The sequence below is a fragment of the Dactylosporangium sp. NPDC000521 genome (assembly GCF_042898305.1).
GTDB lineage: Bacteria > Actinomycetota > Actinomycetes > Mycobacteriales > Micromonosporaceae > Dactylosporangium.
This window is the reverse complement of sequence record NZ_JBIAYW010000014.1, coordinates 1-23,947: the sequence shown is the minus strand read 5'-3', so window position 1 is coordinate 23,947 and position 23,947 is coordinate 1. Positions and strand designations below refer to the sequence as shown.

The 23,947-nt window shown below is 68.2% G+C and carries 20 protein-coding genes and 1 pseudogene; 8 read left to right on the top strand and 13 right to left on the bottom strand.

Annotated elements, in window-relative coordinates; translation table 11 throughout:
* Window positions 1-108: 108 nt before the first annotated feature.
* From tpiA to rsgA, 11 genes and pseudogenes are all read right to left on the bottom strand, one after another.
* The gene (gene tpiA / locus ACFY3L_RS36530) at window positions 109-891 is read right to left on the bottom strand and encodes a triose-phosphate isomerase (RefSeq protein ID WP_360558129.1); all 783 of its coding nucleotides are present in this window, start codon (window positions 889-891) and stop codon (window positions 109-111) included.
* Between the two features lie 3 nt (window positions 892-894).
* Window positions 895-2,082: a phosphoglycerate kinase gene (locus ACFY3L_RS36525; RefSeq protein ID WP_389334929.1), complete on the bottom strand. Its 1,188-nt coding sequence runs from the start codon at window positions 2,080-2,082 to the stop codon at window positions 895-897.
* Window positions 2,079-3,083 (bottom strand): type I glyceraldehyde-3-phosphate dehydrogenase, encoded by a 1,005-nt coding sequence (gene gap / locus ACFY3L_RS36520; RefSeq protein WP_389334926.1) that lies wholly within the window; start codon window positions 3,081-3,083, stop codon window positions 2,079-2,081. Before gap ends, ACFY3L_RS36525 begins: the two co-directional genes overlap by 4 nt.
* An 828-nt stretch (window positions 3,084-3,911) precedes the next feature.
* Window positions 3,912-4,892 carry a DNA-binding protein WhiA gene (whiA, locus tag ACFY3L_RS36515; protein WP_033359740.1) on the bottom strand — a complete coding sequence of 327 codons (981 nt, stop codon included), beginning with the start codon at window positions 4,890-4,892 and terminating at the stop codon, window positions 3,912-3,914.
* Window positions 4,883-5,854, bottom strand: coding sequence for a uridine diphosphate-N-acetylglucosamine-binding protein YvcK (yvcK, locus tag ACFY3L_RS36510; protein WP_389335451.1), 972 nt, complete (start codon window positions 5,852-5,854; stop codon window positions 4,883-4,885). Before yvcK ends, whiA begins: the two co-directional genes overlap by 10 nt.
* Before the next feature lie 67 nt (window positions 5,855-5,921).
* The gene (gene rapZ, locus ACFY3L_RS36505) at window positions 5,922-6,794 is read right to left on the bottom strand and encodes an RNase adapter RapZ (protein ID WP_389334923.1); all 873 of its coding nucleotides are present in this window, start codon (window positions 6,792-6,794) and stop codon (window positions 5,922-5,924) included.
* A gap of 1,837 nt (window positions 6,795-8,631) precedes the next feature.
* Entirely contained in the window at window positions 8,632-10,671 is a 2,040-nt protein-coding gene (uvrC, locus tag ACFY3L_RS36500) for an excinuclease ABC subunit UvrC (RefSeq protein WP_389334920.1), read from the bottom strand.
* A gap of 52 nt (window positions 10,672-10,723) precedes the next feature.
* Entirely contained in the window at window positions 10,724-11,146 is a 423-nt protein-coding gene (locus tag ACFY3L_RS36495; RefSeq protein WP_389334917.1) for a Rieske (2Fe-2S) protein, read from the bottom strand.
* A gap of 129 nt (window positions 11,147-11,275) precedes the next feature.
* A complete protein-coding gene (locus tag ACFY3L_RS36490) occupies window positions 11,276-11,785 on the bottom strand; it encodes a Rieske (2Fe-2S) protein (RefSeq protein ID WP_389334914.1) in 510 nt (169 codons plus the stop codon).
* Between the two features lie 341 nt (window positions 11,786-12,126).
* Window positions 12,127-15,066 (bottom strand): annotated as a pseudogene (uvrA, locus tag ACFY3L_RS36485) (excinuclease ABC subunit UvrA); the annotation flags it as partial.
* Window positions 15,067-15,214: 148 nt separating this feature from the next.
* Window positions 15,215-16,240, bottom strand: coding sequence for a ribosome small subunit-dependent GTPase A (gene rsgA / locus ACFY3L_RS36480; RefSeq protein ID WP_389334911.1), 1,026 nt, complete (start codon window positions 16,238-16,240; stop codon window positions 15,215-15,217).
* An 89-nt stretch (window positions 16,241-16,329) separates the two neighbouring features.
* On the opposite strand from rsgA, the gene ACFY3L_RS36475 reads away from it, so the two are divergent.
* The 6 genes from ACFY3L_RS36475 (at window position 16,330) to ACFY3L_RS36450 (ending at window position 19,577) form a co-directional block, all read left to right on the top strand.
* Window positions 16,330-16,764 carry a hypothetical protein gene (locus ACFY3L_RS36475; protein WP_389334908.1) on the top strand — a complete coding sequence of 145 codons (435 nt, stop codon included), beginning with the start codon at window positions 16,330-16,332 and terminating at the stop codon, window positions 16,762-16,764.
* A gap of 182 nt (window positions 16,765-16,946) precedes the next feature.
* The gene (locus ACFY3L_RS36470; protein ID WP_389334905.1) at window positions 16,947-17,624 is read left to right on the top strand and encodes a maleylpyruvate isomerase family mycothiol-dependent enzyme; all 678 of its coding nucleotides are present in this window, start codon (window positions 16,947-16,949) and stop codon (window positions 17,622-17,624) included.
* A gap of 85 nt (window positions 17,625-17,709) precedes the next feature.
* On the top strand, window positions 17,710-18,300 hold the full coding sequence (locus ACFY3L_RS36465) for an MBL fold metallo-hydrolase (protein WP_389334902.1): 591 nt from the start codon (window positions 17,710-17,712) through the stop codon (window positions 18,298-18,300).
* Between the two features lie 103 nt (window positions 18,301-18,403).
* Entirely contained in the window at window positions 18,404-18,562 is a 159-nt protein-coding gene (locus ACFY3L_RS36460; RefSeq protein WP_389334899.1) for a hypothetical protein, read from the top strand.
* 11 nt (window positions 18,563-18,573) lie between these two features.
* Complete coding sequence (locus ACFY3L_RS36455) at window positions 18,574-18,945, top strand: hypothetical protein (RefSeq protein ID WP_389334896.1); 372 nt, start codon at window positions 18,574-18,576, stop codon at window positions 18,943-18,945.
* Complete coding sequence (locus ACFY3L_RS36450; protein ID WP_389334893.1) at window positions 18,942-19,577, top strand: DUF2637 domain-containing protein; 636 nt, start codon at window positions 18,942-18,944, stop codon at window positions 19,575-19,577. The genes ACFY3L_RS36455 and ACFY3L_RS36450 overlap by 4 nt, the downstream gene beginning before the upstream one ends.
* 171 nt (window positions 19,578-19,748) lie before the next feature.
* Here the strand turns inward: ACFY3L_RS36450 and ACFY3L_RS36445 are convergent, their stop codons facing one another.
* Window positions 19,749-19,886, bottom strand: a complete 138-nt coding sequence (locus tag ACFY3L_RS36445) for a hypothetical protein (protein WP_389334890.1) — start codon at window positions 19,884-19,886, stop codon at window positions 19,749-19,751.
* 209 nt (window positions 19,887-20,095) lie between these two features.
* Between ACFY3L_RS36445 and ACFY3L_RS36440 the strand changes: the two genes are divergently transcribed.
* Window positions 20,096-21,748, top strand: coding sequence for a hypothetical protein (locus tag ACFY3L_RS36440; protein WP_389334887.1), 1,653 nt, complete (start codon window positions 20,096-20,098; stop codon window positions 21,746-21,748).
* Window positions 21,749-22,524: 776 nt separating this feature from the next.
* The gene (locus ACFY3L_RS36435; RefSeq protein ID WP_389334884.1) at window positions 22,525-23,646 is read left to right on the top strand and encodes a DUF4238 domain-containing protein; all 1,122 of its coding nucleotides are present in this window, start codon (window positions 22,525-22,527) and stop codon (window positions 23,644-23,646) included.
* Window positions 23,647-23,660: 14 nt separating this feature from the next.
* Here the strand turns inward: ACFY3L_RS36435 and ACFY3L_RS36430 are convergent.
* Window positions 23,661-23,947 (bottom strand): hypothetical protein (locus ACFY3L_RS36430; RefSeq protein ID WP_389334881.1); only part of this gene is annotated, 287 nt, incomplete at its 5' end.

Sequence of the window (23,947 nt, the reverse complement as noted above, 5' to 3'; positions counted from 1 at the left end):
GACGAGGCCACTTTAGGCGGCGTTCATGCCGGGCGGAACCTGGGGTGGGACACAAAACAGCGTCGCGCGGCCCGGGTCCGGACCGCGCGACGCTGCGTTCTGAGCTGGTTACTTGCCGAGGCGGCAGATGCGGACAAACCCCTCCGCATCGATGCTGGCGCCACCGACGAGCGCGCCGTCGATGTCGGGCTGCTCGATGATCGACGCCACGTTGTCGTGCTTGACCGAGCCGCCGTACAGGATGCGCACCCGGTCGGCGGTGCCGCCGGTGTACTTCTCCGCGAGGCGCGTCCGGATCGCGCCGATGACCTCCTGCGCGTCCTGCGGGGTCGCGACCTTGCCGGTCCCGATCGCCCACACCGGCTCGTACGCCACGACGATCTTCTCGACCTCGTCGGTCTTGATCTTCTCGAGGCCCGCGTCGAGCTGGGCGAGCGTGTAGCCGACGTGCTCGCCGGCCTCACGGACCGCCAGGCCCTCGCCGACGCACAGGATCGGGGCGATGCCGTTCGCGAGAGCGGCCTTCACCTTGGCGTTGACGAGCGCGTCGTCCTCGCCGTGGTACTGGCGGCGCTCCGAGTGCCCGACGACGACGTACTGGCAGCCGAGCTTCGCCAGCATCGCGCCGGAGATCTCGCCCGTGTACGCACCCGACGAGTGCTGCGACAGGTCCTGAGCGCCGTAGCCGATGAGCAGCTTGTCGCCGTCGACCAGCGTCTGCACGCTGCGGATGTCGACGAACGGCGGCAGCACGACCACCTCGACGTCGTTGAGCTGCTGCTCGTTGAGGCTGAACGCCAGCTTCTGCACCAGGGCGATGGCCTCGAGGTGGTTGAGGTTCATCTTCCAGTTGCCGGCCATGAGCGGCCGGCGGCCGGTTGCTTCTGCCATCGCTCAGCCCTCCAGTGCCGTGATGCCGGGCAGAGCCTTGCCCTCGAGGTACTCCAGGGACGCGCCACCACCGGTCGAGATGTGGCTGAACCCGTCCTCCGGGATGCCGAGCGCGCGCACGGCCGCGGCCGAGTCGCCGCCGCCGACGACGCTGAAGCCGTCGATCTTCGTGATCGCCTCGGCGACGCCCCGCGTGCCGGCCGCGAACGGCGCCAGCTCGAAGACGCCCATCGGCCCGTTCCAGAACACGGTCTTCGCGGACTCGACGGCCTGCGCGAACAGCGTCACCGACTCCGGTCCGATGTCCAGGCCGAGCTCCTCGGCCGGGATCGCGTCGGCGGCGACGACCTGGGTCTTCGCGTCGGCCGCGAACTTGTCGGCGGTCACCACGTCGACCGGCAGCACGATCTTGCCGGCGCCGCGGGCGAGCAGGTCGGCGCAGGTGGCGACCATCTCGTCCTGCAGCAGGCTCTTGCCGACCTCGTGGCCCTGGGCCTTGAGGAAGGTGAAGCACATGCCGCCGCCGATGAGCAGCTTGTCGACCTTCGGCAGCAGCGCCTCGATCACGGCGAGCTTGTCGGAGACCTTCGAGCCGCCCAGGATGACCACATACGGCCGCTCGGGGTCGCCGGTGAGCTTCGACAGCACGTCCAGCTCCCGCTGCACGAGGCCGCCGGTGTACCGCGGAAGCAGCGCCGCCACGTCGAACACGCTCGCGTGCTTACGGTGGACCGCGCCGAAGGCGTCGTCGACGTACACGTCGGCGAACTCGGCGAGCTGCGCGGCGAACCCGCCCCGCTCCGCCTCGTCCTTGCTGGTCTCGCCCTTGTTGAACCGCAGGTTCTCCAGCAGCGCCACGTCACCGTCGCCGAGCCCGGCGACCGCGGCCTGCGCCGACTCCCCCACCGTGTCGGTGGCGAACGCGACGGGCTTGCCCAGCAGCTCGCCGAGCCGGTTCGCCACCGGCCGCAGCGTGTACTTCGGGTCGGGCTCGCCCTTCGGACGGCCCAGGTGCGACACCACGGTGACCCGTGCGCCGGCCTCACGCAGCGCGTTGAGCGTCGGCAGGACCGCCCGGATGCGCCCGTCGTCGGTGATCTTGTCTCCGTCGAGCGGAACGTTCAGGTCGGCGCGCAGAAGCACGCGCCGACCTTTGACGCCCTCGCTCAGGAGGTCGTCGAGCGTCTTCACAGGCCGGTGCCCACCAGCGTGACGAGGTCGACGAGGCGGTTGCTGTAGCCCCACTCGTTGTCGTACCAGCCGACGACCTTGACCTGGTTGCCGATCACCTTGGTGAGGCCCGCGTCGAAGATGCACGACGCCGGGTCGGTGACGATGTCGCTGGAGACGATCGGGTCCTCGGTGTAGACCAGGATGCCCTTGAGCGGACCGTCGGCGGCGGCCTTGACGGCGGCGTTGACCTCGTCGACCGTGGTCTCGCGACCGACGGTGACGGTCAGGTCGGTGGCCGAGCCGGTCGGGATCGGCACACGCAGCGCGTAGCCGTCGAGCTTGCCCTTGAGCTCCGGCAGCACCAGGCCGATCGCCTTCGCGGCGCCGGTCGAGGTCGGCACGATGTTCAGCGCGGCGGCGCGGGCACGACGCAGGTCCTTGTGCGGGCCGTCCTGCAGGTTCTGGTCCTGCGTGTACGCGTGGATCGTGGTCATGAGGCCACGCTCGATGCCGAACGTGTCGTTGATGACCTTGGCCATCGGCGCGAGGCAGTTGGTGGTGCACGATGCGTTGGAGATGATCGTGTGGTTCGCGGCGTCGTACTTGTCCTCGTTGACGCCCAGGACGACCGTGAAGTCCTCGCCCTTGGCCGGCGCCGAGATGATGACCTTCTTGGCGCCCGCGCCGACGTGAACCTTGGCCTTCTCGGCGTCGGTGAAGATGCCGGTCGACTCGATCACGACGTCGGCGCCCAGGTCGCCCCACGGCAGCTTCGACGGGTCGCGCTCGGCGAGCGCCTTGAACGTCTTGCCGTTGACCGTGATCTCGTCGGAGGTCGCCTTCACCTCGTAGGGCAGGCGGCCCAGGATGCTGTCGTACTTGAGCAGGTGCGCCAGCGTCGCGTTGTCGGTGAGGTCATTGACGCCCACAACCTCGATGTCAGCGCCCTTGGCCAGCGCCGCACGGAAGAAGTTGCGGCCGATGCGGCCGAAGCCGTTGATGCCAACCCGGATGGTCACTTCGACACATCTCCTCGCCTCGTCGCGGCCGGCCGTTGCCGATGCCGGTCGCCCGTGAGTGATCATGGCTCGCCCGGTCGTGGCCCTAATCGGTGAGGCCCATGAGCGGGGAGCGGCCGCGTGGAGCGGCATACGGACGGCTTCGTCGCCGAACAGGAAAACCCTATCGCTTGCACGGTATCGAACTCCCGCGGGGGTGTCTGAGCACACAGCCCGATCATCCGGTTTCACCCTCCCTCGAAGGGGGCTCCAGATCCGTCCCGTGCCCCCGCGCCGCCGACGTTGGAGACATTGTCTCGCTGGGGTACGACAAAAACTCGGCGAGATCGGCGACGTCCCGCGGCGGTTTTTCTGTCGCCCATGATCTGGAAACCCAGGTCTCCGGCGTCACGCGAACCACTCAGCTCCCACCAGCCCCGCAGGCCACTCGCATGATCCGGAATTCCTGGGCGCACACAGGCTTCTGGATCACGGGAACCGCTCACCTGGACGAGTTCGCGCTGCTCTGGGGCACAAGGATTCCCAGACGACGAGCACCGCTCAGGCCGCGACACGTCCTGCCCCGCGGGACGGTCGCGGCGTGGCGTCGGCGGACGGGCCGCGGAGGCGGGCCGGCCGGCGGCCACGTGCTTGTCGCAGCCGGCGGCCACGTCGCGGCCGGCGGCCACGTCGCGGCCTCGGCCGGGCGGGGCGCGGAGGCGCCCCAGCCGGCGCCGCGTCCTGGCGCAACCGCACGCGGACGTGGCAGGGAGGGCCGCCTGGGCCCGACCGGTCGCTGACGGAGAGCGACGGTCGTGCCCACGACGGACCAGAGCCCGCATGGATGGGCTAACTGACCAGCATCTCCGGCGTGACGGCGGACTCGGTGTCGGGGATTCCGAGGTCGCGGGCGCGCTTGTCGGCGAGGGCGAGCAGACGCCTTATGCGCCCGGCGATCGCGTCCTTCGTGAGCGGCGGGTCCGCGAGCGCGCCGAGCTCCTCCAGGGAGGCCTGCCGGTGCTCGAGGCGCAGGGTGCCGGCGCTGAAGAGGTGCTCGGGGGCGTTGTCGGCGAGGATCTCCATCGCGCGGGCGACCCGGGCGGCGGCGGCCACCGCGGCGCGGGCGGAGCGGCGCAGGTTGGCGTCGTCGAAGTTGGCGAGGCGGTTGGCGGTGGCCCTGACCTCGCGGCGGACCCGGCGCTCCTCCCAGGTGAGGACGCTCTGGTGCGCGCCGATGCGGGTGAGCAGCGCGGCGATCGCGTCGCCGTCCTTGACCACGACGCGGTCGACGCCGCGGACCTCGCGGGCCTTCGCGGTGATCCCGATGCGCCGGGCGGCGCCGACGAGCGCGAGCGCGGCCTCCGGCCCGGGGCAGGTGATCTCCAGGGCGCAGCTGCGGCCCGGCTCGGTCAGCGAACCGTGCGCCAGGAACGCGCCCCGCCACGCCGCGACGGCGCAGCACATGTTGGCCGACACGACGTGCGGGGGCAGCCCCCGGACCGGCCGGCCACGGACGTCCAGCAGGCCCGTCTGCCGCGCGAGCGCCTCGCCGTCCTTGACCACGCGGACGATGAAGTGGCTGGCCTTCCGCAGGCCGCCGGACGCGAGGACGTGGATCTCGCTCTGGTACCCGTAGACCTCCGAAACCTCCCGGCGGAGCCGGCGGGCGGCGGCGTTGGTGTCGAGCTCGGCCTCGACGACCACCCGGCCGGAGACGATGTGCAACCCGCCCGCGAAGCGGAGCAGCGCGGCCATCTCGGCGCGCCGGCAGCAGGGTTTCGCTACGTCCACCCTGCTCAGCTCGTCCTTGACCGCAGCGGTCATCGCCATTCTGTCGTCACCTCGCGGGGCTCAATCGAACTGTCGGTGGTGCTGCTCAGTAGTGGTTTCAAGGCTGAAGCCAGCGCGTGCGGGTCGTGCAGCGGTGCTCCGTCAGCGACAGCCATCGGCGCGAGCACGAGACGGGCACCCAGCGATTCTGCCGCACGATGGACCGGTTCGGGGTCGCCTACGGCTTTCCCGTCGGCAAGAACTACATCGACCTGTAGCCCAGGTAGGTAACGACGCAGGGCAGCAAGGTGTTCCGGCAGGGTCAGGCCGGCCGTCTCACTGTCGGCCGCCAGATTGAGCGTGACCAGGCGCTTTGCGGCGCTCATGGAGATCGCTTCCGCCAGTTGCGGCACCAGCAGATGTGGAATCACGCTGGTGAACCACGATCCCGGCCCGAACAGCAGCCAGTCCGCGTTCTTCGTCGCCTGTACCGCCTCCGAACAGGCCTCCGGTGCGGCCGGCACGAGCCGGACCCTGTCGATCCTCTTCGGGGTGACCGCGACGGCATGCTGACCGCGCACCGTCACCACCTCACCACGCTCGGACAGGTCCGCCTCGATGTGCAGCGGCTGCCGCGACATGGGCAGCACCCGCCCGTCGCACCGCAGCATCTGCGCCGCCTGGTCCAGCGCGACGACGGGGTCGCCGGCGAGCTCCATCAGGGCGCACAGGACGAGGTTGCCGACCGGGTGCCCGGCGAGGTCGTCGCTGCCGGCGAACCTGTGCTGGAACACCTCCGCCATCGCCTCCTCGTCGGCGAGCGCGGCGAGCGCCTGGCGCAGGTCCCCGGGCGGCAGGATGTCGCGGGTCGCGCGCAGCCGCCCGCTGGACCCCCCGTCGTCGGCGACCGTGACCACGGCGGTGATGTCCAGCGGCGTGTCCAGGTGAATCCGGCGCAGCGCCCGCAGGGACGCGGACAGCCCGTGCCCGCCGCCGAACGCGACGACCCGCACACCACTCACGCCGTCACCTCCGCTGCGCCCCGGCACCGGCCTGAGCCACACCTGCAGTACCGATTCGCGGCTCCGCTCATTCGCGCCCCAGGTCGCGGTGCTGCGGCGCAGCGGCGAGACGCATCTCACGAAGCCGCCGGGCGAGCTCCTCGGCGATCGCGACGCTGCGGTGCTTGCCACCCGTGCACCCGACGGCGATCGTCAGGTACCGCTTGCCCTCCCGCTCGAAGCCGGGGGCGGTCGCGTTGATCAGCCTGGCGTACGTCTCCACGAACGTGACCGCGCCGCGCTGCCCGAGCACGTAGCGGCTCACGTCGGTCTCGCGTCCCGTGTGCTCGCGCAGCTCCGGCACCCAGTACGGGTTCGGCAGGAACCTCGCGTCGAGGACGAAGTCGGCGTCTGGCGGGAGTCCGTACTTGAAGCCGAACGACAGCACCGTGACCCTGATCTGGGTCGTGTCCTCTTCGCCGAACATCTCCTCGATGCGCCCGCGAAGCTGGTTGACGTTGAGGTGGCTGGTGTCGATCAACACGTCGGCCTGCTCGCGGGCCTCCTGGAGCAGCTTCCGCTCAGCGGCGATGCCGTCCGACAGCCGCCCGCCGCCCTGCAACGGGTGCGACCGGCGCACGCTCTCGAACCGCCGGATCAGCACCTCGTCGTCGGCGTCGACGAACACCATCCGCGGGTTGAACCCCCGCTCCCGCAACGACTTCACCGCGCCCGGCAGATCGGTGGAGAACGCGTGGCTGCGCACGTCGAGCACCATCGCCGTCCGCCGCGCCGCCCCCCGCGCCGCGAACGCCAGCTCCGCCATGTCGAGCAGCAACGCCTGCGGCAGGTTGTCCACGACGTAATACCCGACGTTCTCCAGCGCCCGGGCGACCGTGCTCCGCCCTCCGCCGGACACCCCCGTCACGATGACCAGGTCGGTCGCCGTGCGGTCAGCCACCCCTGGCGATTCTTCGCTCACCACGCCGACGAGTTTATGCCGTGCCATCCGCCCGTCCGGCGGCTCGGTCGGTTTGCACCTTTTCAGGGTGCTCAGATCAGCCGTCCCGCACCAATTGACCCCGTTCGGCCCGATACCCACTACACCAACGTCGTCAACGGTCGGGATGATGCACCCTGGCCTGCCCCAGCAATTCTCAGCTGGATCGGCGAATCCGCACGCGTGATACCTGCGGTCGGCGCGCGCCGCCCCCGGGCCAGCGGGATGTGCACTGATCGAAGGCCAGCAACAGCGTGACAGCACCGAATGCCACCCCCGCCGGCACTGGACCACGCGAGAACGGCGGCCGGAAAACCTCACCGCAACCACGCCACCTGACGCCCGCCCCAGAACCGTGCGGAAGACGCACTCCCCTCCGCACACGGACATCACCACCAAGACAGCAAACGCGTGAGAACCCTCGCCATCACCATGATCGAAGGACACCCCTGGCCGCCCGCACGACCACCAGACGACTTCGATCATCGAAGGCCACAACCACGATCGCTCCGACGGGGCTACAAACGCGCGGACAGTGCTGCAACGAAAGCTGGCTCGTGAAACCCAACGACAGCGTGGAAACACCGAATGACACCCCCGACGGCGCCGGACCATCCGAGAACGAAGGCCGGAAAACACCACCACGACCACGCCACCAGACGCCCGACCCCCCAAATCCGTGCGGAAGACACACGCTCCCTCCGCACACGGACATCACCACCGAGACAGCGAACGCGGATCTCTCAGCCGAGAACCCTCGCCATCACCGTGATCGAAGGACAGCCCGGGCCGCCCAGACGACCACCAGACGACTTCGATCATCGAAGAAGGTCACGACCACGATCGCTCCAAGGGGCTACAAACACGCGGACGGTGCCGCAACGAGAGCTGGCTCGTGAAACCCAACGACAGCGTGGAAACAGCGAATGACACCCCCGACGGCGCCGGACCATGCGAGAACGAAGGCCAGGGAACATCACCGCAACCTCGCCATCACCATGATCGAAGGACAGCCCTGGCCACCCTGACAACCACCAGACGACTTCGATCATCGAAGGCCACGACCACGATCGCTCCGACGGGCTACAAACGCGCGGATGGCGCTGCAACGAAAGCTGGTTTGTGATGCCAACGACGGCGTGGAAACACCGAATGACACCCCCGACGGCGCCGGACCATGCGAGAACGAAGGCCGGGAAACACCACCGCAACCACGCCACCAGACGCCCGGCCCCAGATCCGTGCGGAAGACGCACCCTCCCTCCGCACACGGACATCACCACCGGGGACAGCGAACACGGATCTCTCAGCCGGCAATCCTCACCACCACCGTGATCGAAGGACAACCCTGGCCACCGCACGACCACCAGACGACTTCGATCATCGAAGAAGGCCACGACCGCAATCGCTCCAAGGGGAACCACGACGGCAGGGATGGTGCTGCGACGAGAGTGCGTCGCGCTGGTTCATGAAGCCAACAACGGCGGGTGCGGCGCCGGCGGTCAGCACGATGGGCACTGGTCCTGGAAACCAGCGACGGTGTGGAAACACCGAATGACACCCCCGACGGCGCTGGACCATGCGAGAACGAAGGCCGGGGAACAGCACCGCAACCACGGCACGGACGGCAACCACGCCACCAGGCGCCCGACCCCCAGGCCGGGCGGAAAGAACCCACCCACCGTGCTGGCCTGCTACGGCGAAATCCCACACGGATCGGCGGACCCGCACGCGGACAGCAACCACCAGGGCAGCGAAGCGTGGACCGACGACGTGGCGGACGGCCGAAGCGCGCCGGCTAAGCGTCGGACGTCGAAGCGTCGACCGCCGGCGGTAAGGAAACAGGAGCAGGTGTCGCGGATGACGAGCCGACCGGCGCCGGCGACGTAGCCGGCACAGAGGAGGCAGCGGACGGCGGAGGGCCGTTCAGAGCGGCCAGAATCCCCTCCGCCGTCCGGCGGCCGATGCCCGGCACCTCGGCGATCTCCTCGATGGTGGCCGCTTTGAGACGCTTCAATGAGCCGAAATGGCGCAGCAGGGCTTTGCGGCGGATTTCGCCCAGGCCGGGGACGTTGTCGAGGGTCGATTCGGTCATGCGCTTGGAGCGCTTCTGGCGGTGGTAGGTGATGGCGAAGCGGTGGGCCTCGTCGCGGGCGCGCTGCAGGAGGTAGAGGCCTTCGGAGGCGCGGGGCAGGATGACGGGGAACTCGTCGTCGGGGAGCCAGACCTCCTCCAGGCGCTTGGCCAGGCCACAGATGGTGATGTCGTCGATGCCGAGGTCGAGCAGGACCTGGGCGGCGGCGTTGACCTGGGGCTGGCCGCCGTCCACGACGACGAGCTGGGGCGGGTAGGCGAACTTGCGGGGCCGGCCGGTGGTCGGGTCGATGCCGGGCCGGGACGGGTCGGCGTCCTCGGCGGCCAGGGAGTCGAGCTCGACCTTGGAGTCCAGGTAGCGGGCGAAGCGACGGCGCAGGACCTCGGAGATGGCGGAGACGTCGTCGGTGGCGCCGTTGATGGCGAAGCGGCGGTATTCGCTCTTGCGGGACAGGCCGTCCTCGAAGACGACCATGCTGGCGACGACGTCGGTGCCCTGGATCTGGGAGATGTCGTAGCACTCGATGCGCAGCGGGGCGGTCTGCATGCCGAGTGCCTCGGCGATCTCCTCCAGGGCCTTGCTGCGGGTGCTCAGGTCGCCGGCGCGGCGCAGCTTGTGCTGCTGGAGGGCCTGCTCGGCGTTGCGCGCGACGGTCTCGGCGAGGGTCTTCTTGTCGCCGCGCTGCGGCACGCGGATCGCGACCCGGCTGCCGCGCAGCTTGCTCAGCCAGTCGGCGAGCGCGTCGACGTCGGCGGGCAGCTCGGGGACGAGCAGCTCCTTCGGCAGGTCGGCGGGGTCGGTGCCGGCCTCGGCGCCGTAGATCTGGCTGCAGAAGTGGTGGACGAGGTCGCCGGCGCTGAGGTCCTCGGTCTTCTCCACGACCCAGCCGCGCTGGCCGCGGACCCGGCCGCCGCGCACGTGGAACACCTGGACGGCCGCTTCGAGCGGGTCGTCGGCGAACGCGACCACGTCGGCGTCGGTGCCGTCGCCGAGCACGACCGCCTGCTTCTCCACCGCCCGGCGCAGCGCGCCCAGGTCGTCGCGGATGCGGGCGGCGCGCTCGAAGTCCAGCTCGTCGGAGGCGGCGAACATCTCCCGCTCGAGCCGCTTCACCATCGTGTCGGTCTTGCCGGCCATGAAGTCGCAGAAGTCGTCGACGATGCGGCGGTGCTCCTCCTCGCTGACCCGGTCGACGCACGGCGCGGAGCACTTGCCGATGTAGCCCAGCAGGCAGGGGCGGCCGATCTGGCCGGCCCGCTTGAACACACCGGACGAGCAGGTCCGCGCCGGGAACACGCGCAGCAGCAGGTCGAGGGTCTCGCGGATCGCCCAGGCGTGGGCATAGGGGCCGAAGTAGCGCACGCCCTTGCGCTTGGCGCCGCGCATCACCTGCAGGCGCGGGTAGGCCTCGTCGAGCGTGACCGCCAGGTACGGGTAGCTCTTGTCGTCGCGGTAGCGGACGTTGAACCTGGGGTCGTACTCCTTGATCCAGTTGTATTCGAGCTGGAGCGCCTCGACCTCGGTGCCGACCGTGACCCAGTCGACCTTCGCCGCGGTGGTGACCATCTGCTGGGTGCGCGCGTGCAGGGTCCACACGTCGGCGAAGTACGAGTTGAGGCGCTGCCGCAGGCTCTTGGCCTTGCCCACGTAGATGACGCGGCCCGACGGGTCGCGGAACCGGTAGACCCCTGGCGTGTCGGGAATGGTGCCCGGGGCGGGGCGGTACGTGGACGGATCTGGCACGCTTCGAGACTATCCGGGGGGTACGACAAAAGCCGACCCCCCGGAAGCGACCTCACGCCAGCGAGATGTTGTCCCCGTCGATCTTCAGGGTCTTCTCGGCCAGCCCCTTGGTGGCCGGACCGTTCTTCACGGAGCCGTCGGCCGCGGAGAAGACGCTGCCGTGGCACCTGCAGTTGATCGCGCCGGCCGAGACGTCGGAGACGACGCACGACTGGTGGGTGCAGATCGAGCTGAACGCCTTGAACTGCCCGGCCTCCGGCTGGGTGACGACAACGCCGCCGCCGTCCTTGAAGATCTTGCCGCCGCCGACAGGGATGTCGGCCTTGGTCGCCAGGACGCCCGCGGCGGCACCGCCGGTGCTGCTGTCCCCGGTCTTGCCGCTGTCGTCACTGTCGTCTCCACAGGCGGCCAGCGCCGTCACGGCCGTGATTCCGGCCGCTCCGGCGAGCACCGCGCGGCGAGTCGTGTCACTCATAGGCTCCTCCAAGGTCGTTGGCCTGCTGGCTACGCCAGGAAATACGTAGATCATGGAGCGTACGGTTCAATGCTCAACAAACTCTGGGAATCCGTTACCTGCCCGTGACATTCACGGAGCACAACGCGACTACGCCTCGACGACGTACCCTGCCTGCACCTTCACGGGCACAGCGCTCAACCCACGCGTCGCCGGCCCGCGCGCGAGGCTGCCGTCCGCGATCTTGAACTGCGAGTTGTGCCCCGGGCACATGATCGTCGTCGCCCCGGCCGACGGAGGCTCCACGGTGACGCCCTGGTGGGGGCAGCTCGCCTGGTACGCCTTGAATGTCCCCTGCTTCGCCTGCACCACGAGAATCGTGTCCTTGGCGATCACGCCGCCACCCACCGGCACGTCCTTCACGGCGACCAGCGCACCCGCCGGCGGCGCCGCGTCGCTGGAGCCCGTCGCGGGCGCGGTGTTGTCGAACGGGTTGGCCGCGGTGGTCGGCGCGGCGGAGGGGGGCGCCTGGCTGCCCGCGGCCGCCGGGGTCTCCTCGTCGTCACCGCATCCGGCCAGCACCGCCACGCCGAGCGCGCCCGCGCCCAGCAGCAGTGCCCGGCGGGCCGAGCAGGGGTTGAACACGTCCTGAACCGGCACGTCTGTCCTCCTGGGGGTGAGGGCCTTGCCAGCGGCCACCGTAGCAGCGCCCGATCGTCACCGTCCCCCGGTCACCGCATCCGCCAGCAGGCGACCCCCGTTCCCCGCTCCGGCATTTCCGCTGGGGTACGACCAGCGGAAATGCCGGACCGGAGGCACACACGAGATCAGCCCTTCGCGGCCGCCTTCTTCGCCGGAGCGCGCTTCGCGGGTGCCGCCTTGGTCGCCTTCGCGCGGGTGCCCGCCGCCTTGGCGGGCCGTGCGGTCGCCGCGGCCCGCGCGGGCTCCGCCACCGGGAGGTCGTCGGGCTCCACCGTCGAGACCGCCGCCCTGGTCCGCGGCGACGCGGCCTTCCGGCCGGACCGGGCCGGTGCGGACATCGCGCCGTTGGCCTTGACCGCCCGGTCACGGGCCGTGGTGTCGCCGCTGATGTCGCCCTTCAGGCCCAGCACCGGCCGCAGGAACTGCCCCGTGTGGCTCTCGGCGATCTCCGCGACCTCCTCCGGCGTGCCCGCCGCGACCACCGTGCCGCCCTTGTGACCGCCCTCGGGACCCATGTCGATGAGCCAGTCCGCAGACTTGATGACGTCGAGGTTGTGCTCGATGACGATGACGGTGTTGCCCTTGTCGACGAGGCTCTGCAGCACGATGAGCAGCTTGCGGATGTCCTCGAAGTGCAGGCCGGTCGTCGGCTCGTCCAGCACGTACACGGTGCGGCCGGTGGACCGCTTCTGCAGCTCCGACGCGAGCTTGACCCGCTGCGCCTCGCCGCCGGAGAGCGTCGGCGCGGGCTGGCCGAGGCGCACGTAGCCCAGGCCCACGTCGTTGAGCGTCTTCAGGTGCCGGTGGATGGCCGGGATGGCCTCGAAGAAGCTCGCGGCCTCCTCGATCGGCATGTCCAGGATCTCCGCGATCGTGCGGCCCTTGTAGTGCACCTCGAGGGTCTCGCGGTTGTACCGCGCACCCTTGCAGACCTCGCACGGCACGTACACGTCGGGCAGGAAGTTCATCTCGATCTTGATCGTGCCGTCGCCGGCGCACGCCTCGCAGCGCCCGCCCTTCACGTTGAACGAGAAGCGTCCCGGGCCGTAGCCGCGCACCTTGGCCTCGGTGGTCTCGGCGAAGAGCTTCCGGACGTTGTCGAACACGCCGGTGTACGTCGCCGGGTTGGACCTCGGGGTGCGGCCGATCGGTGACTGGTCGACGCCGACGACCTTGTCGACCTGCTCCAGCCCGGAGATGCGGGTGTGCCGGCCGGGCACCAGGCGGGCGCCGTTGACGACGTTGGCCAGCACCGCGTGGAGGATGTCGTTGACCAGGGTCGACTTGCCGGAGCCGGAGACGCCGGTCACCGCCACGAACTGCCCGAGCGGGAACGGGACGGTCAGGTTCTGCAGGTTGTGCTCGCGGGCGCCGACGACGACCAGCTCGCGGCCGGGCGTGCGGGGGCGGCGGATCTCCGGCGTCGGGATGCTGCGCCGGCCCGCCAGGTACGCGCCGGTCACCGACTCCTCGGCGGTGATCAGCTCCTCGTACGGCCCGCTGTGCACGACCCGGCCACCGTGCTCACCGGCGCCGGGCCCGATGTCGACGATCCAGTCGGCGGTGCGGATCGTGTCCTCGTCGTGCTCGACCACGATCAGCGTGTTGCCGAGCCGCTTGAGCCGCGTCAGGGTCTCGATGAGCCGGTGGTTGTCGCGCTGGTGCAGGCCGATGCTGGGCTCGTCCAGCACGTACAGGACGCCGACGAGGCCGGAGCCGATCTGGGTCGCGAGCCGGATGCGCTGCGCCTCGCCGCCGGACAGGGTGCCGGAGGCCCGGTCCAGGGAAAGGTAGTCGAGGCCGACGTCGACGAGGAACCGCAGCCGGGCGTTGATCTCCTTCAGGACCCGCTCGGCGATGAGCTTCTGCCGGTCGGTGAGGGTCATCGCACCGAGGAGCTCCGCGCAGTCACCGACGGACAGGTTGCAGATGTCGGCGATGCTGTGCCCGGCGATGGTGACCGCGAGGATCTCCGGCTTGAGCCGGGACCCGCCGCAGGTGCCGCAGGGCACGTCGCGCATGTACCCCTCGTACTTGTCGCGGGACCAGTCGCTCTCGGTGTCGGCGTGCCGGCGCTCGATCCACTGCACCACGCCCTCGAAGCCGGTGTAGTAGGAGCGCTCGCGCCCGTACTTGTTGCGGTACCGGACGTGGACCTGGTCCTCCGACCCGTACATGATCGCCTTCTGCGCCCGCGACGACAGCGCACGCCAGGGCGTGTCCAGGTCGAAGCCGGCCTCGGCGCCCAGGGCCTCCAGCAGGCGGAGGAAGTATTCGAGGGTGTGGCCGGTGGCCCAGGGCGCGATCGCGCCGCCGCGGAGCGTCTGCTCCGGGTCGGGCACGATCAGCTCCGGGTCGACCTCCTTCTTGGTGCCGATGCCGGTGCAGTCGGGGCAGGCGCCGTATGGCGCGTTGAACGAGAACGACCGGGGCTCGAGGTCCTCGATCGACAGCGGGTGCTCGTTGGGGCAGGCGAGGTGCTCGGAGAAGAGCCGCTCGCGGTGCTCGTCGTCCTCGGGCACGTCGACGAACTCGAGGATGACGATGCCTGCGGCGAGCTTCAGCGCGGTCTCGACCGAGTCGGTGAGCCGCTGCTTGGACGACGCCTTCACCGAGAGCCGGTCGACGACGACCTCGATGGTGTGCTTCTCCTGCTTCTTGAGCTTCGGCGGCTCGGTGAGCGGGTGCACGACGCCGTCGATGCGGGCCCGCGCATACCCCTTCGACTGCAGCTCCTGGAAGAGGTCGAGGTATTCGCCCTTGCGGCCGCGCACGACCGGGGCGAGCACCTGGAAGCGGGTGCCCTCCTCCATCGCGAGGACCCGGTCGACGATCTGCTGCGGCGTCTGCCGGGTGATCAGCTCGCCGCAGACGGGGCAGTGCGGCTCGCCGATGCGCGCATACAGCAGCCGCAGGTAGTCATACACCTCGGTGATCGTGCCGACCGTCGAGCGCGGGTTGCGCGAGGTCGACTTCTGGTCGATGGAGACCGCCGGCGACAGACCCTCGATGAAGTCGACGTCGGGCTTGTCCATCTGGCCGAGGAACTGGCGTGCGTACGACGACAGCGACTCCACATACCGCCGCTGCCCCTCGGCGAAGATCGTGTCGAACGCGAGGCTCGACTTGCCGGAGCCCGAGAGCCCGGTGAACACGATCATCGCGTCGCGCGGCAGGTCGAGACTGACGTCACGGAGGTTGTGCTCCCGAGCGCCACGGATGATCAGACGGTCCGACATGCTTCCCCTTGGCAGTGAATATGTCCGCCAGCAGCGGCAAAGAGTCCGGCAGCGGTGATTTTGTCCGGTTCGGACACCGTCACGGTGCCAGCCGACAACTCTAGCCAGGGGGTATGACAATTTTCCGCGCCCGAACGGGGGACCCCCCTTACGGACGTGCCAGCCGTCGCCGGTCGCGGCTCTCGCGCTTGAGCCGCCGTACCGATGCCAGCTTCTGCTCTTTCTGCAGTTTCTGCCAACTGGCGAAGCGGCGGGGGCTGAGCTCGCCGTCCTCGACCGCGGCCCGGACCGCGCAACCGGGCTCCTCACCGTGCCGGCAGTCGTCGAACCGGCACAGCGTCGCGAGCTGCGTCACATCGGCGAACGCCCGGTCCAGGCCCGCCGCGGTGTCGAACATGCCGACGAGCCGCACCCCGGGCGTGTCGAGGACCGCACCGCCGCCCGGCATGGGAATCAATGCCCGATATGTGGTGGTATGCCGTCCACGGCCGTCGCCACGCAACGCCTGCGTCTGCATCACCTGCGCCCCGGCGAGGGCGTTGACGAGGCTCGACTTCCCGGCACCGGACTGCCCCAGGAGGCCGAGCGTCCGCCCGTGCGCCACGAGCGGCCGCAGCGCGGACAGGCCCATCCCCGTGCGGGAGCTGACCGCGTGGACCTCGACCCCGTCCGGCATCTGCTCGGCGAGCGCCTCGGGATCCGCGGCCAGGTCGCACTTCGTCAGGACCAGCACCGGCCGCGCCCCCGACTCCCAGGCGAGGGCGAGCAGCCGCTCGATGCGCCCGAGGTCCGGCGACGGGTCGACCGGCTCCACGACCGCAACCGCGTCCACGTTGGCGGCCAGGACCTGCCCGAACGACTCCTCACCGGCGACGGCCCGGATGATCGCGGTGCGTCTGGGCAGCACCGCCTCGGCCGTCAGGCGCTCGTCCGGCCACGTCCGCACGACGAGCCAGTCCCCCGCGCACGGCAGCGACCCGGGATCGGCGGCGGCACGCGCCAGGAGGCCCCCCGACAGGCTCGCGCGCAGCGGGCCGTCGGACGCGATCGCCGTACACACGCCCCGGTCGACGCGGCTGACCCGCGCCGGTCGGAATCCGGGCAGGTCGAACCGGCCGGAGTACAGCGCGGCATACGCGTCGTCCCAGCCCAGGGATGACAGGTCAATAATCATGAACATCCTTTACGAACCCGTGTTCGGAAATCCACGGTAGGTAGCGCGTCCACACCGCGAAACCGAATATCGGGGCTATCGTCAGGTGCGTGCTCCCCTCGCATGTGCTGGCCGGCGCCGTCGGGCTGCGCCTGGACCGGGCCGACGTCCAGTGGCACGTCTCACCTGGGCAGGACGACTCGCTCATGCGCTTCTGGCTGACGTTCGCCGGCGTCTCGTACGGCTTCCACGTCGGCGCCGAGGACGAGATCCTCGACGTCATCGTCGAGGAGCGCGGCACGGACGCCGACATGGGCGTCTACGGCCGGCTCGAGGTCAGGGCCGCCGCACCCCGCGACCCCGCCGCGGCCGCGGTCGGCCAGCGCCTCGTGGCCGTGCACGATCTGTACGCCGGCTACCTGGGCAAACCCATCGGCGCCCGGCTCAGCTTCGAGCACGTCGACCTCAGCGTCGCCGACTGGGAGGACGAGCTGCACTGGGCCGCCGGCGACCTGCCACCCGCCGTCGGCGTCCGCCAACGCTGATCTTGCCGCGTTCGCAGGTGTTGTACGAGCGGCGCCCGTCACCGTCCGCGGTCGGCTCCGGTGGCTGGTCCTACCCCCTTCACCAGTCGCGCCTTCTCCGCCCTGCGACTTCCTTCATCGGCGGATCTTGTCGTCGGCTTTTGCCGGTAAATCTTGTCGGTGGGGGGCGGTAGGGTTGGGCGGTGACGGCTGATCCACTCGTGCTGAGCGCGGAGCTCGACCGCGCCACCGCCCGCCTCCTCGACACGGTCCGCACCCTCGACGGCAACGGTCTGGTCGCCCCGTCCCGCTGCGACGGCTGGACCCGCGGCCACGTCGTGACCCACCTCGCCCGCAACGCCGACGCCTACCGCAATCTGCTGCACTGGGCCCGCACCGGGGAGAAGACCCCCACGTATGCCAGCCCCGAGGCCCGCGAGGCAGGCATCGCCGCCGGCGCCCCCCGCCCGCACGAGGAGCAGCTCGCCGACCTCACCACCGCCTGCGACCTGCTGCGCGAATCGATCGACACGATGCCCGCCGAGGCCTGGACCGCGCTCGTCGAGTGGGGCAGCACCGGCCCCACCCCCGCCGCCCGCGTCGTCTGGGCCCGCATCTGCGAGGTCGAGCTGCACCACGTCGACCTCGACGCCGGATACGGCCCGGCCGACTGGCCCGCGTCCTTCGTCCGGCGCATCCTGCACGACCCCGCCACCCCGCACGTGGCGACCCTCGTCTCCGACGACGGCACCAAGCTGCTGTCCGTCGAGGGCGCCCCAGTCGTCACCGGCCCGGCCCACCTCCTCGCCGCCTGGCTCACCGGCCGCGGCGACGGCACCGGCCTCGCCGGCGACCTTCCCTCCCTGGAGGCCTGGAAATGAGCAGCCCGGAGCGCAGCGCAGAAGCTGCGAGTCAGCATCGCAGGTGTGGCTCAGGCCGGCACCGGAGCGCAGCGGAGGCGACGGCATGAGCGGTCTGACCTTCACCAAGCTCTCCGTCGGCCCGATGGACAACAACGCCTACCTGCTCACCTGCACCACCACCGGCGACAGCCTGCTCATCGACGCCGCCAACGACGCCGAACGCCTGCTCCAGCTGATCGCCACCGCCCCGTCCGGCATCTCCACCGTCGTGACCACCCACCGCCACCAGGACCACTGGTTCGCCCTCGAGGACGTCGTCAAGGCCACCGGCGCCGCCTCCCTGGCCCACCCCGCCGACGCCCCCGAGATCCCGACCGCCACCGGCACCCTCAACGACGGCGACACCCTCCCCCTGGGCGACTGCGACCTGACCGTCATCCATCTCGTCGGCCACACCCCCGGCTCGATCGCCCTCTACCACGACGGCCACCTCTGGACCGGCGACTCCCTCTTCCCCGGGGGTCCTGGAAAGACCACAAACCCAGCGAACTTCAAGTCTCTGATGGACGACCTCGAAGCCAAGATCTTCGGCGCCTACCCGGACGAGACGGAGTTCCACCCGGGACACGGCAAGGACTCGACACTCGGCACGGAGCGCCCGTCGATCCCGGAGTGGCGCGCCAGAGGCTGGTAGCCGTAGTCGGCTCAGGACCCCCGACCCTGTCCCCTGTGTCGGAGGAGCTCCTGAGCAATGACCATCCCACCGTATTCACCTGGGTTTGTTGTACGCGCCGATCATGCGCGCCGTCCGCGACCGCTTCGTCATCGAAGTCCTCAAGGAACTCGTGGCGATCCTTGAGGACAAGACCATCGCGAGCGACGCGGAGGCGTACGCGGCCTTCCGCCGCACCGTCGCGATCCTGTCGGTCCTCGCCCACGAGGGGCGGCGCCGGTGAGCACCCCTCCGTTGACGTTCACCGAGGCAGCCGACCGCAACCCGTTCCAGCTCCTACTGGATCTGTACAACCACACCCAGCAACGGCGACCCGCGGACGAGCCGGCCGACGCGGCCCTCGAAGAGCTGGCCCTGGCCGCCGCCGTGGTGTCGTGGTGGACCCGCTGGCAGCCGCTCACCATGCACCGCGCCTTCGAGTCCGGCGCAACCCTCGCCGACGTCGCGTCCGCGACCGGACTTACCGAGGACGAAGCCTATATCCGCTGGTCACGCTGGACAGACGTCCAGTCCAGGCTGATCCTTGGCGGACGTCCGGCCATCGGCCCGGACATTGCCGCGGATATCCGGACACGCCTCCTGCCATCCCCTCGGGACGCCCGATGAACCCGATGCGCCTGGCCCGGACCGCCAGCACAGCGGCCGTCGCCTCCATCGCGGCCTGGTCCTCATGGAGCCACATGGTCCACGTCGCCCTGCACTTCGGCGAACGACCGGAGGTCGCCTACGTACTGCCGCTCTCCGTGGACGGCATGCTCATCGTCGCCTCAACCGTAATGGTCGACGACAAGCGCACCGGCGGACGCGTCCGCTGGTCGGCGCGAATCGCCTTCGCGGCGGGCGTGGCCGCAAGCGTCGCAGCCAACATAGCCGCCGCCGAAGCAACCACCGGCGCACGGATCGTTGCCGCGTGGCCGGCAATTGCCCTACTACTGGTCGTCGAGATGCTCGCCCGCACGGAGTCTTTGCCCATCGAGCGCGCCGAACGCAATGAATCTGCCGCATCTCCTCTACTCCCGCGGTCCGCGCATCGACCGCAGCCAGGCCGACCGGCACAAGCCGCCAACTCGGACGATGCACCATCCGCACCAACTGTTAGGAAACGACGTTCTGCGGCGAAGACCGCTGAGGCGATTGCAGCCGTCCGCACGCAGCGCCCAGACGCCACTACAGCGGACATCGCGAACACCCTAGGCGTGTCCGACCGCCATGTCCGACGCATTCTCAACGCAAAGTGATGTGTCGATTATGATAAGTAAGAGCAGGTTCGACTCCCACCAGGCACCAGATCGATCGAGTCCAAGCCAAGCCGGACGGCCCAACCATCCGGTCGCTCGCGCCCCGACGTGCATGTATACGTCCTGGCTAGCTACGTGGACGGCCGATCTCAATCTTCGATCGAGGCCCATTCACCGCCTGACGTCCACGAACGGCCCACTTCCGGCATCGCCAAGGCGCTCGGCTCCACCCGTCCAGCGGCCATGTCCGCCGGACGGGTCCTGGTCCAGCAGCGACTCGAACGGTTCCGCCATCTCGAACCGCTCCATCGCGCCATCCGTCAACTTCGACGGGCGACGTTCCGAAGGCAAGGGTGGCTTTCGTATGGGTCTTGAGCAAAGGAGTAGGCACTACCCACTTGGGCACCGTCGCGCACCGTAAATTCGATGCCTTCCCGTCGGACAGTGACTACAGTGCTTGGTGCCCCAGCATTGCTGATCGGACACTATCCTGCTAAGAACTGACGAGGTCGCGACTCATGACGGATGTCACTGAATCCGGCATTACTCCGGAATTCATCTCCTTGTGCAGCGAGCTACTGGGCAACGACCTCCTCGCTTATGCTCTTAGCTGTCGGCCCGACGAGCTCGACGCACTCGGGTCTAGCACTCTCGCACCAAGCCAAGCGCAGGCGGAGGTTGCAAACATTCTCTCAGCCATTCACAGCCAGATCCCTGAGGACGTTGGCGTAGAGGACATTGAGCGCGTGTTTCGTGGAGTTCTGATGGATCTCGATCAGGAGAACCGCCCGCGCATCGTTCGCATGCATCATTACACCAGTGGGCAGGAAGTCACTTTTCTCGCCGATAACGACGACATGGTTGAGTTCAACCTTCGTAATCTCGCACTCGACGTCTATCCGGCCTTCTTGCTGCCTCCCGACAGGGAATTCGGCTCGATGCCACAAACCGTGAACATTCATGTTTCGAGCCTTGCTCATCGGCATCCCGCGAGCGCCGCTTTTCTCCATGCCGTCATGGCGGACCCCCTGTTGCAGCGGGCATTCCCGACCGACACGGAGTATAGCGGCAAGACGGGATACGCATACACAAACGCTGGCTCGGCCTGGAGCTTGCAGCTTTTGAGATTTCCCAACGTGCTTCTGGAGCGCGCGTGGAGGCAGCTGGCGGCCTCCGAGCGGACGCCCGTGGCGTTCTCCGAACGCGCCGCGGAGGAATTGAAGATCGCCCGACGTCTGGTTCAGGGCAGAACGTCGGTAGTGACGCTTCGTCATGCCCTCGCTGGCGTGCTCCTGCCGCCAGGTACTCATGCGACCCTGGATTGTGGAGTGCTCCGGGAGGCTACGCAGCAAGATTGGGAAGTGGTTCCCGAGCACGTTAAAGGCATGGTGGAAACAAGCACTGCTGCTGGGGAAACGATCTCAATTCATTACGAAGGCGATATTGTCCTTGACTATAACTTTCCGCTCAGGATGCGCATTCAAGAGTGGGATCCGGACAACCTTCGAGGCGAATTTCCGCCTGATCTCCCGTACCCCTCCGAAGTAGGTAGCACGCTGACGCGACTGCGCTTCAGTCTTGTTCTCGCCGCTCCACGGGACGGCAGGGTCCTTCTCCTGCCAGCGTGGCAAACTATTGACCTTCCCCTGAGTTCCGGTTCGGGTATTGGATTTGCCGACCTCAAAAGCAACCCCAGCATTCTACCGACGCAGCTCACTCAGACAGAATTTGACGAGTGGATGACGCTGTACACGAAGCTCGGCACCAAATCGGCAAAGCGGTTGGAACTTGCCTTCGGCCGCATTTTGCGTGCCATGTCCGAGCGACGAGAGCCGGTAGACATGCTGGTCGACGCCGTCATCGCTTGGGAGAACTTGTTCGGAACCAAAGAAGGCGAACCAACCCTTCGAGTAACGAGCTCGATCGCCATCCTGCTCGAACAGAATTTCGAAGCGAGAGCGAAGCTCAGGAAACGGCTGACTGACATATACAATTTGAGGAGCGATGTCGTTCATGGAAATCGCAACCTCGAATATAGCGAATATCCCCAGTGCTTCGAGGCGCTAGACATTGCGATCAAGGTGCTCAAAGTAATGATCCTAGATAGACCAGACATACTTGACCTGCCCGACGGCGCACAACGCAGCAACCGGCTGATCCTGGGCAATTAATTCCAACCGCTGCAACTCAGGCGGCTGCAAGACGGCACCGATGGGCCATGAGGCCGCTCGCCTTGGTTCGGGGTTAAAAGCAAGGATTAGATGCGCGTCACAGTCCTGTGCGCAGCCAGCGGGCAAGTTGATCACCGAAGCGGCCACCCGCTGGCACCGCCGCACAACGAGGTAGAACCATGAAATGCCAGGGTGGAGACGTCGGCAGTCCATCCGCGAGCACTCGCAGGATGGGGCTACTTGGCTGGTGGCCAGATTGAGCAGCCCGCGCTCCGGGCAGTCGCGGACGCCGCATGCGGATCGCGGCAATACTGCAGTGCGGCACGGGCCCTGAGGATCGCCGCCGGCTTACCACATGTAAGCCGTTCATGATGCCGGTGATGCCCAGCTGTTGCGCTCCATGACGCGACTCGCAGGTTGCGCGTGCCATGCCGAACCAACCCTCTGCTTGGGCATCTTATGCCCAAGCAGAGGGTGCGTAGGTGCGCAAGGGTCGATTTCAACTGCGATCCACGCGGGCCATCTTCACGGTTCAGAGAAGGTAGCTGGCGTTGCCCTGGCAGACCGGGCAGCAGACAGAGGAATGACAGCCAGGGACACCGGTAGTGGAAGCCACGTATCCCTGGACCCACCGCGCAACGAGCGGCAATCGTCGCGAGGATGTCCGACGATCAAGCAGCCGTCAGAAATCCTCGCGTTCAAGCCCGTGTCGCAAGCCGTCCGGTGGCTGAACGTCCGCACAATGGAAGGCAGCCGCACGAACAGGAGGGGGTAGCGTGGCCGACCGCGTCCGCCGACAACACGTCGTGTCGCAGTTCTACCTTAAGTGCTTCGCGAACGACGTCCGCCAGATCCGGCGAACCACCCTGCCCGGCACGCACGAAGCAACACTCGCCACTTCCGATGCCACAGTCAACAAGGACTTTTACACCATCACCCTGCCAAATGGCACGAAGTCCGATGCATTCGAGCGCGCGTTTGCCGAACTCGAAACCTCCGCGGCGGCAGCGTTCCATGCGGTCGGCACCGGAATGTGGCCCCTTGTGGGAGAACCGCGACGTGCAATGGCAAACTGGATGGCGCTCCAACACCTCCGAACTGAGGGTATCCGATACAACCAGAATGCGCACAGCGCGACGATGATCAGGCTGATCGTGGGCGTGTCGGGCAAGGAAGCGCTGCGCCAGGTGATCCAGACGGCAGAACGTCGAGCCGTTACCAACGAAGAGCTTGACTGGGAATGGGATGACCTGACGAAGCCGGGAGGTCCAGAGCTCATCCCCTCTGCCCGCGAGCACCTGCAGCTGCTGGTTTCGCTCGTCGATCCGATGACGGCTTATCTGCACGACGCCCAATGGAGTGTCATTCGGTTCAAGCGACGGGCACTACTCACCTCGGACGAGCCGGTATCCCTGCTTGTACGGTCGGATTACCCGGCATGGCGAGGCGTCGGTATCGCCACGGCTGACGCCTTCCTCCTGCCGCTCAACCGGCGCATGGCCATGCTTGTGCGGCCGCGTGCGACCATGCCAGCTCCAATGCAAGGCATGCCCGACGCGACGGTCCCCGGCACCACCCAGCTCGCAAGCACCGTAAACCAGGAGACGGTTCTCGGTGCCAGACGCTACCTCTATCGCCATCCCGATGATGACCTACCTAAAGGCCTGCGTCTACCGGAGCCACGCGTCGATAGCCCTGACACGACAACCGGCGACGACTTCGTCCGGGAGCAGGGCTACTTTCATGGCATCGATGAAAGCGCGCTGGCTTCGTTGGCACAGGCGGCAGGACCTCACGATGCCACACGCAGCTTTTCGATCACTGACCTGCCCTGGCCGATTCCGGGACGAAGAGTGCCCACGAGCAGGCCGGCGTTCGAGCCGCAGAAATCCCCGTAAGCCGGGCAGACGAATTACGTGTGGCGAACCCTTGGCGGGAGAAGGCGTTCGGGGCCAATCCACTGCTGCCCGTCTTGGATCTCCACGAGTCGGGCAACGATGTCCTCGACACCATCGAACGCCTCGCCGGCCCGAGCCGCGAACTCCACCACGTTGACGTAGACGACGTCTGGCCGAAACGCACGCTGCCGTGTTCGGTCACGGGTCAGGGTCATTGCGTTGTCGGGTAACTGCTGGTCGCGGCGGTGATCAGATCGTGCGGTAGGCGGTTGGCGCGTCGGGTAGCGCGAGCGATGTTGGT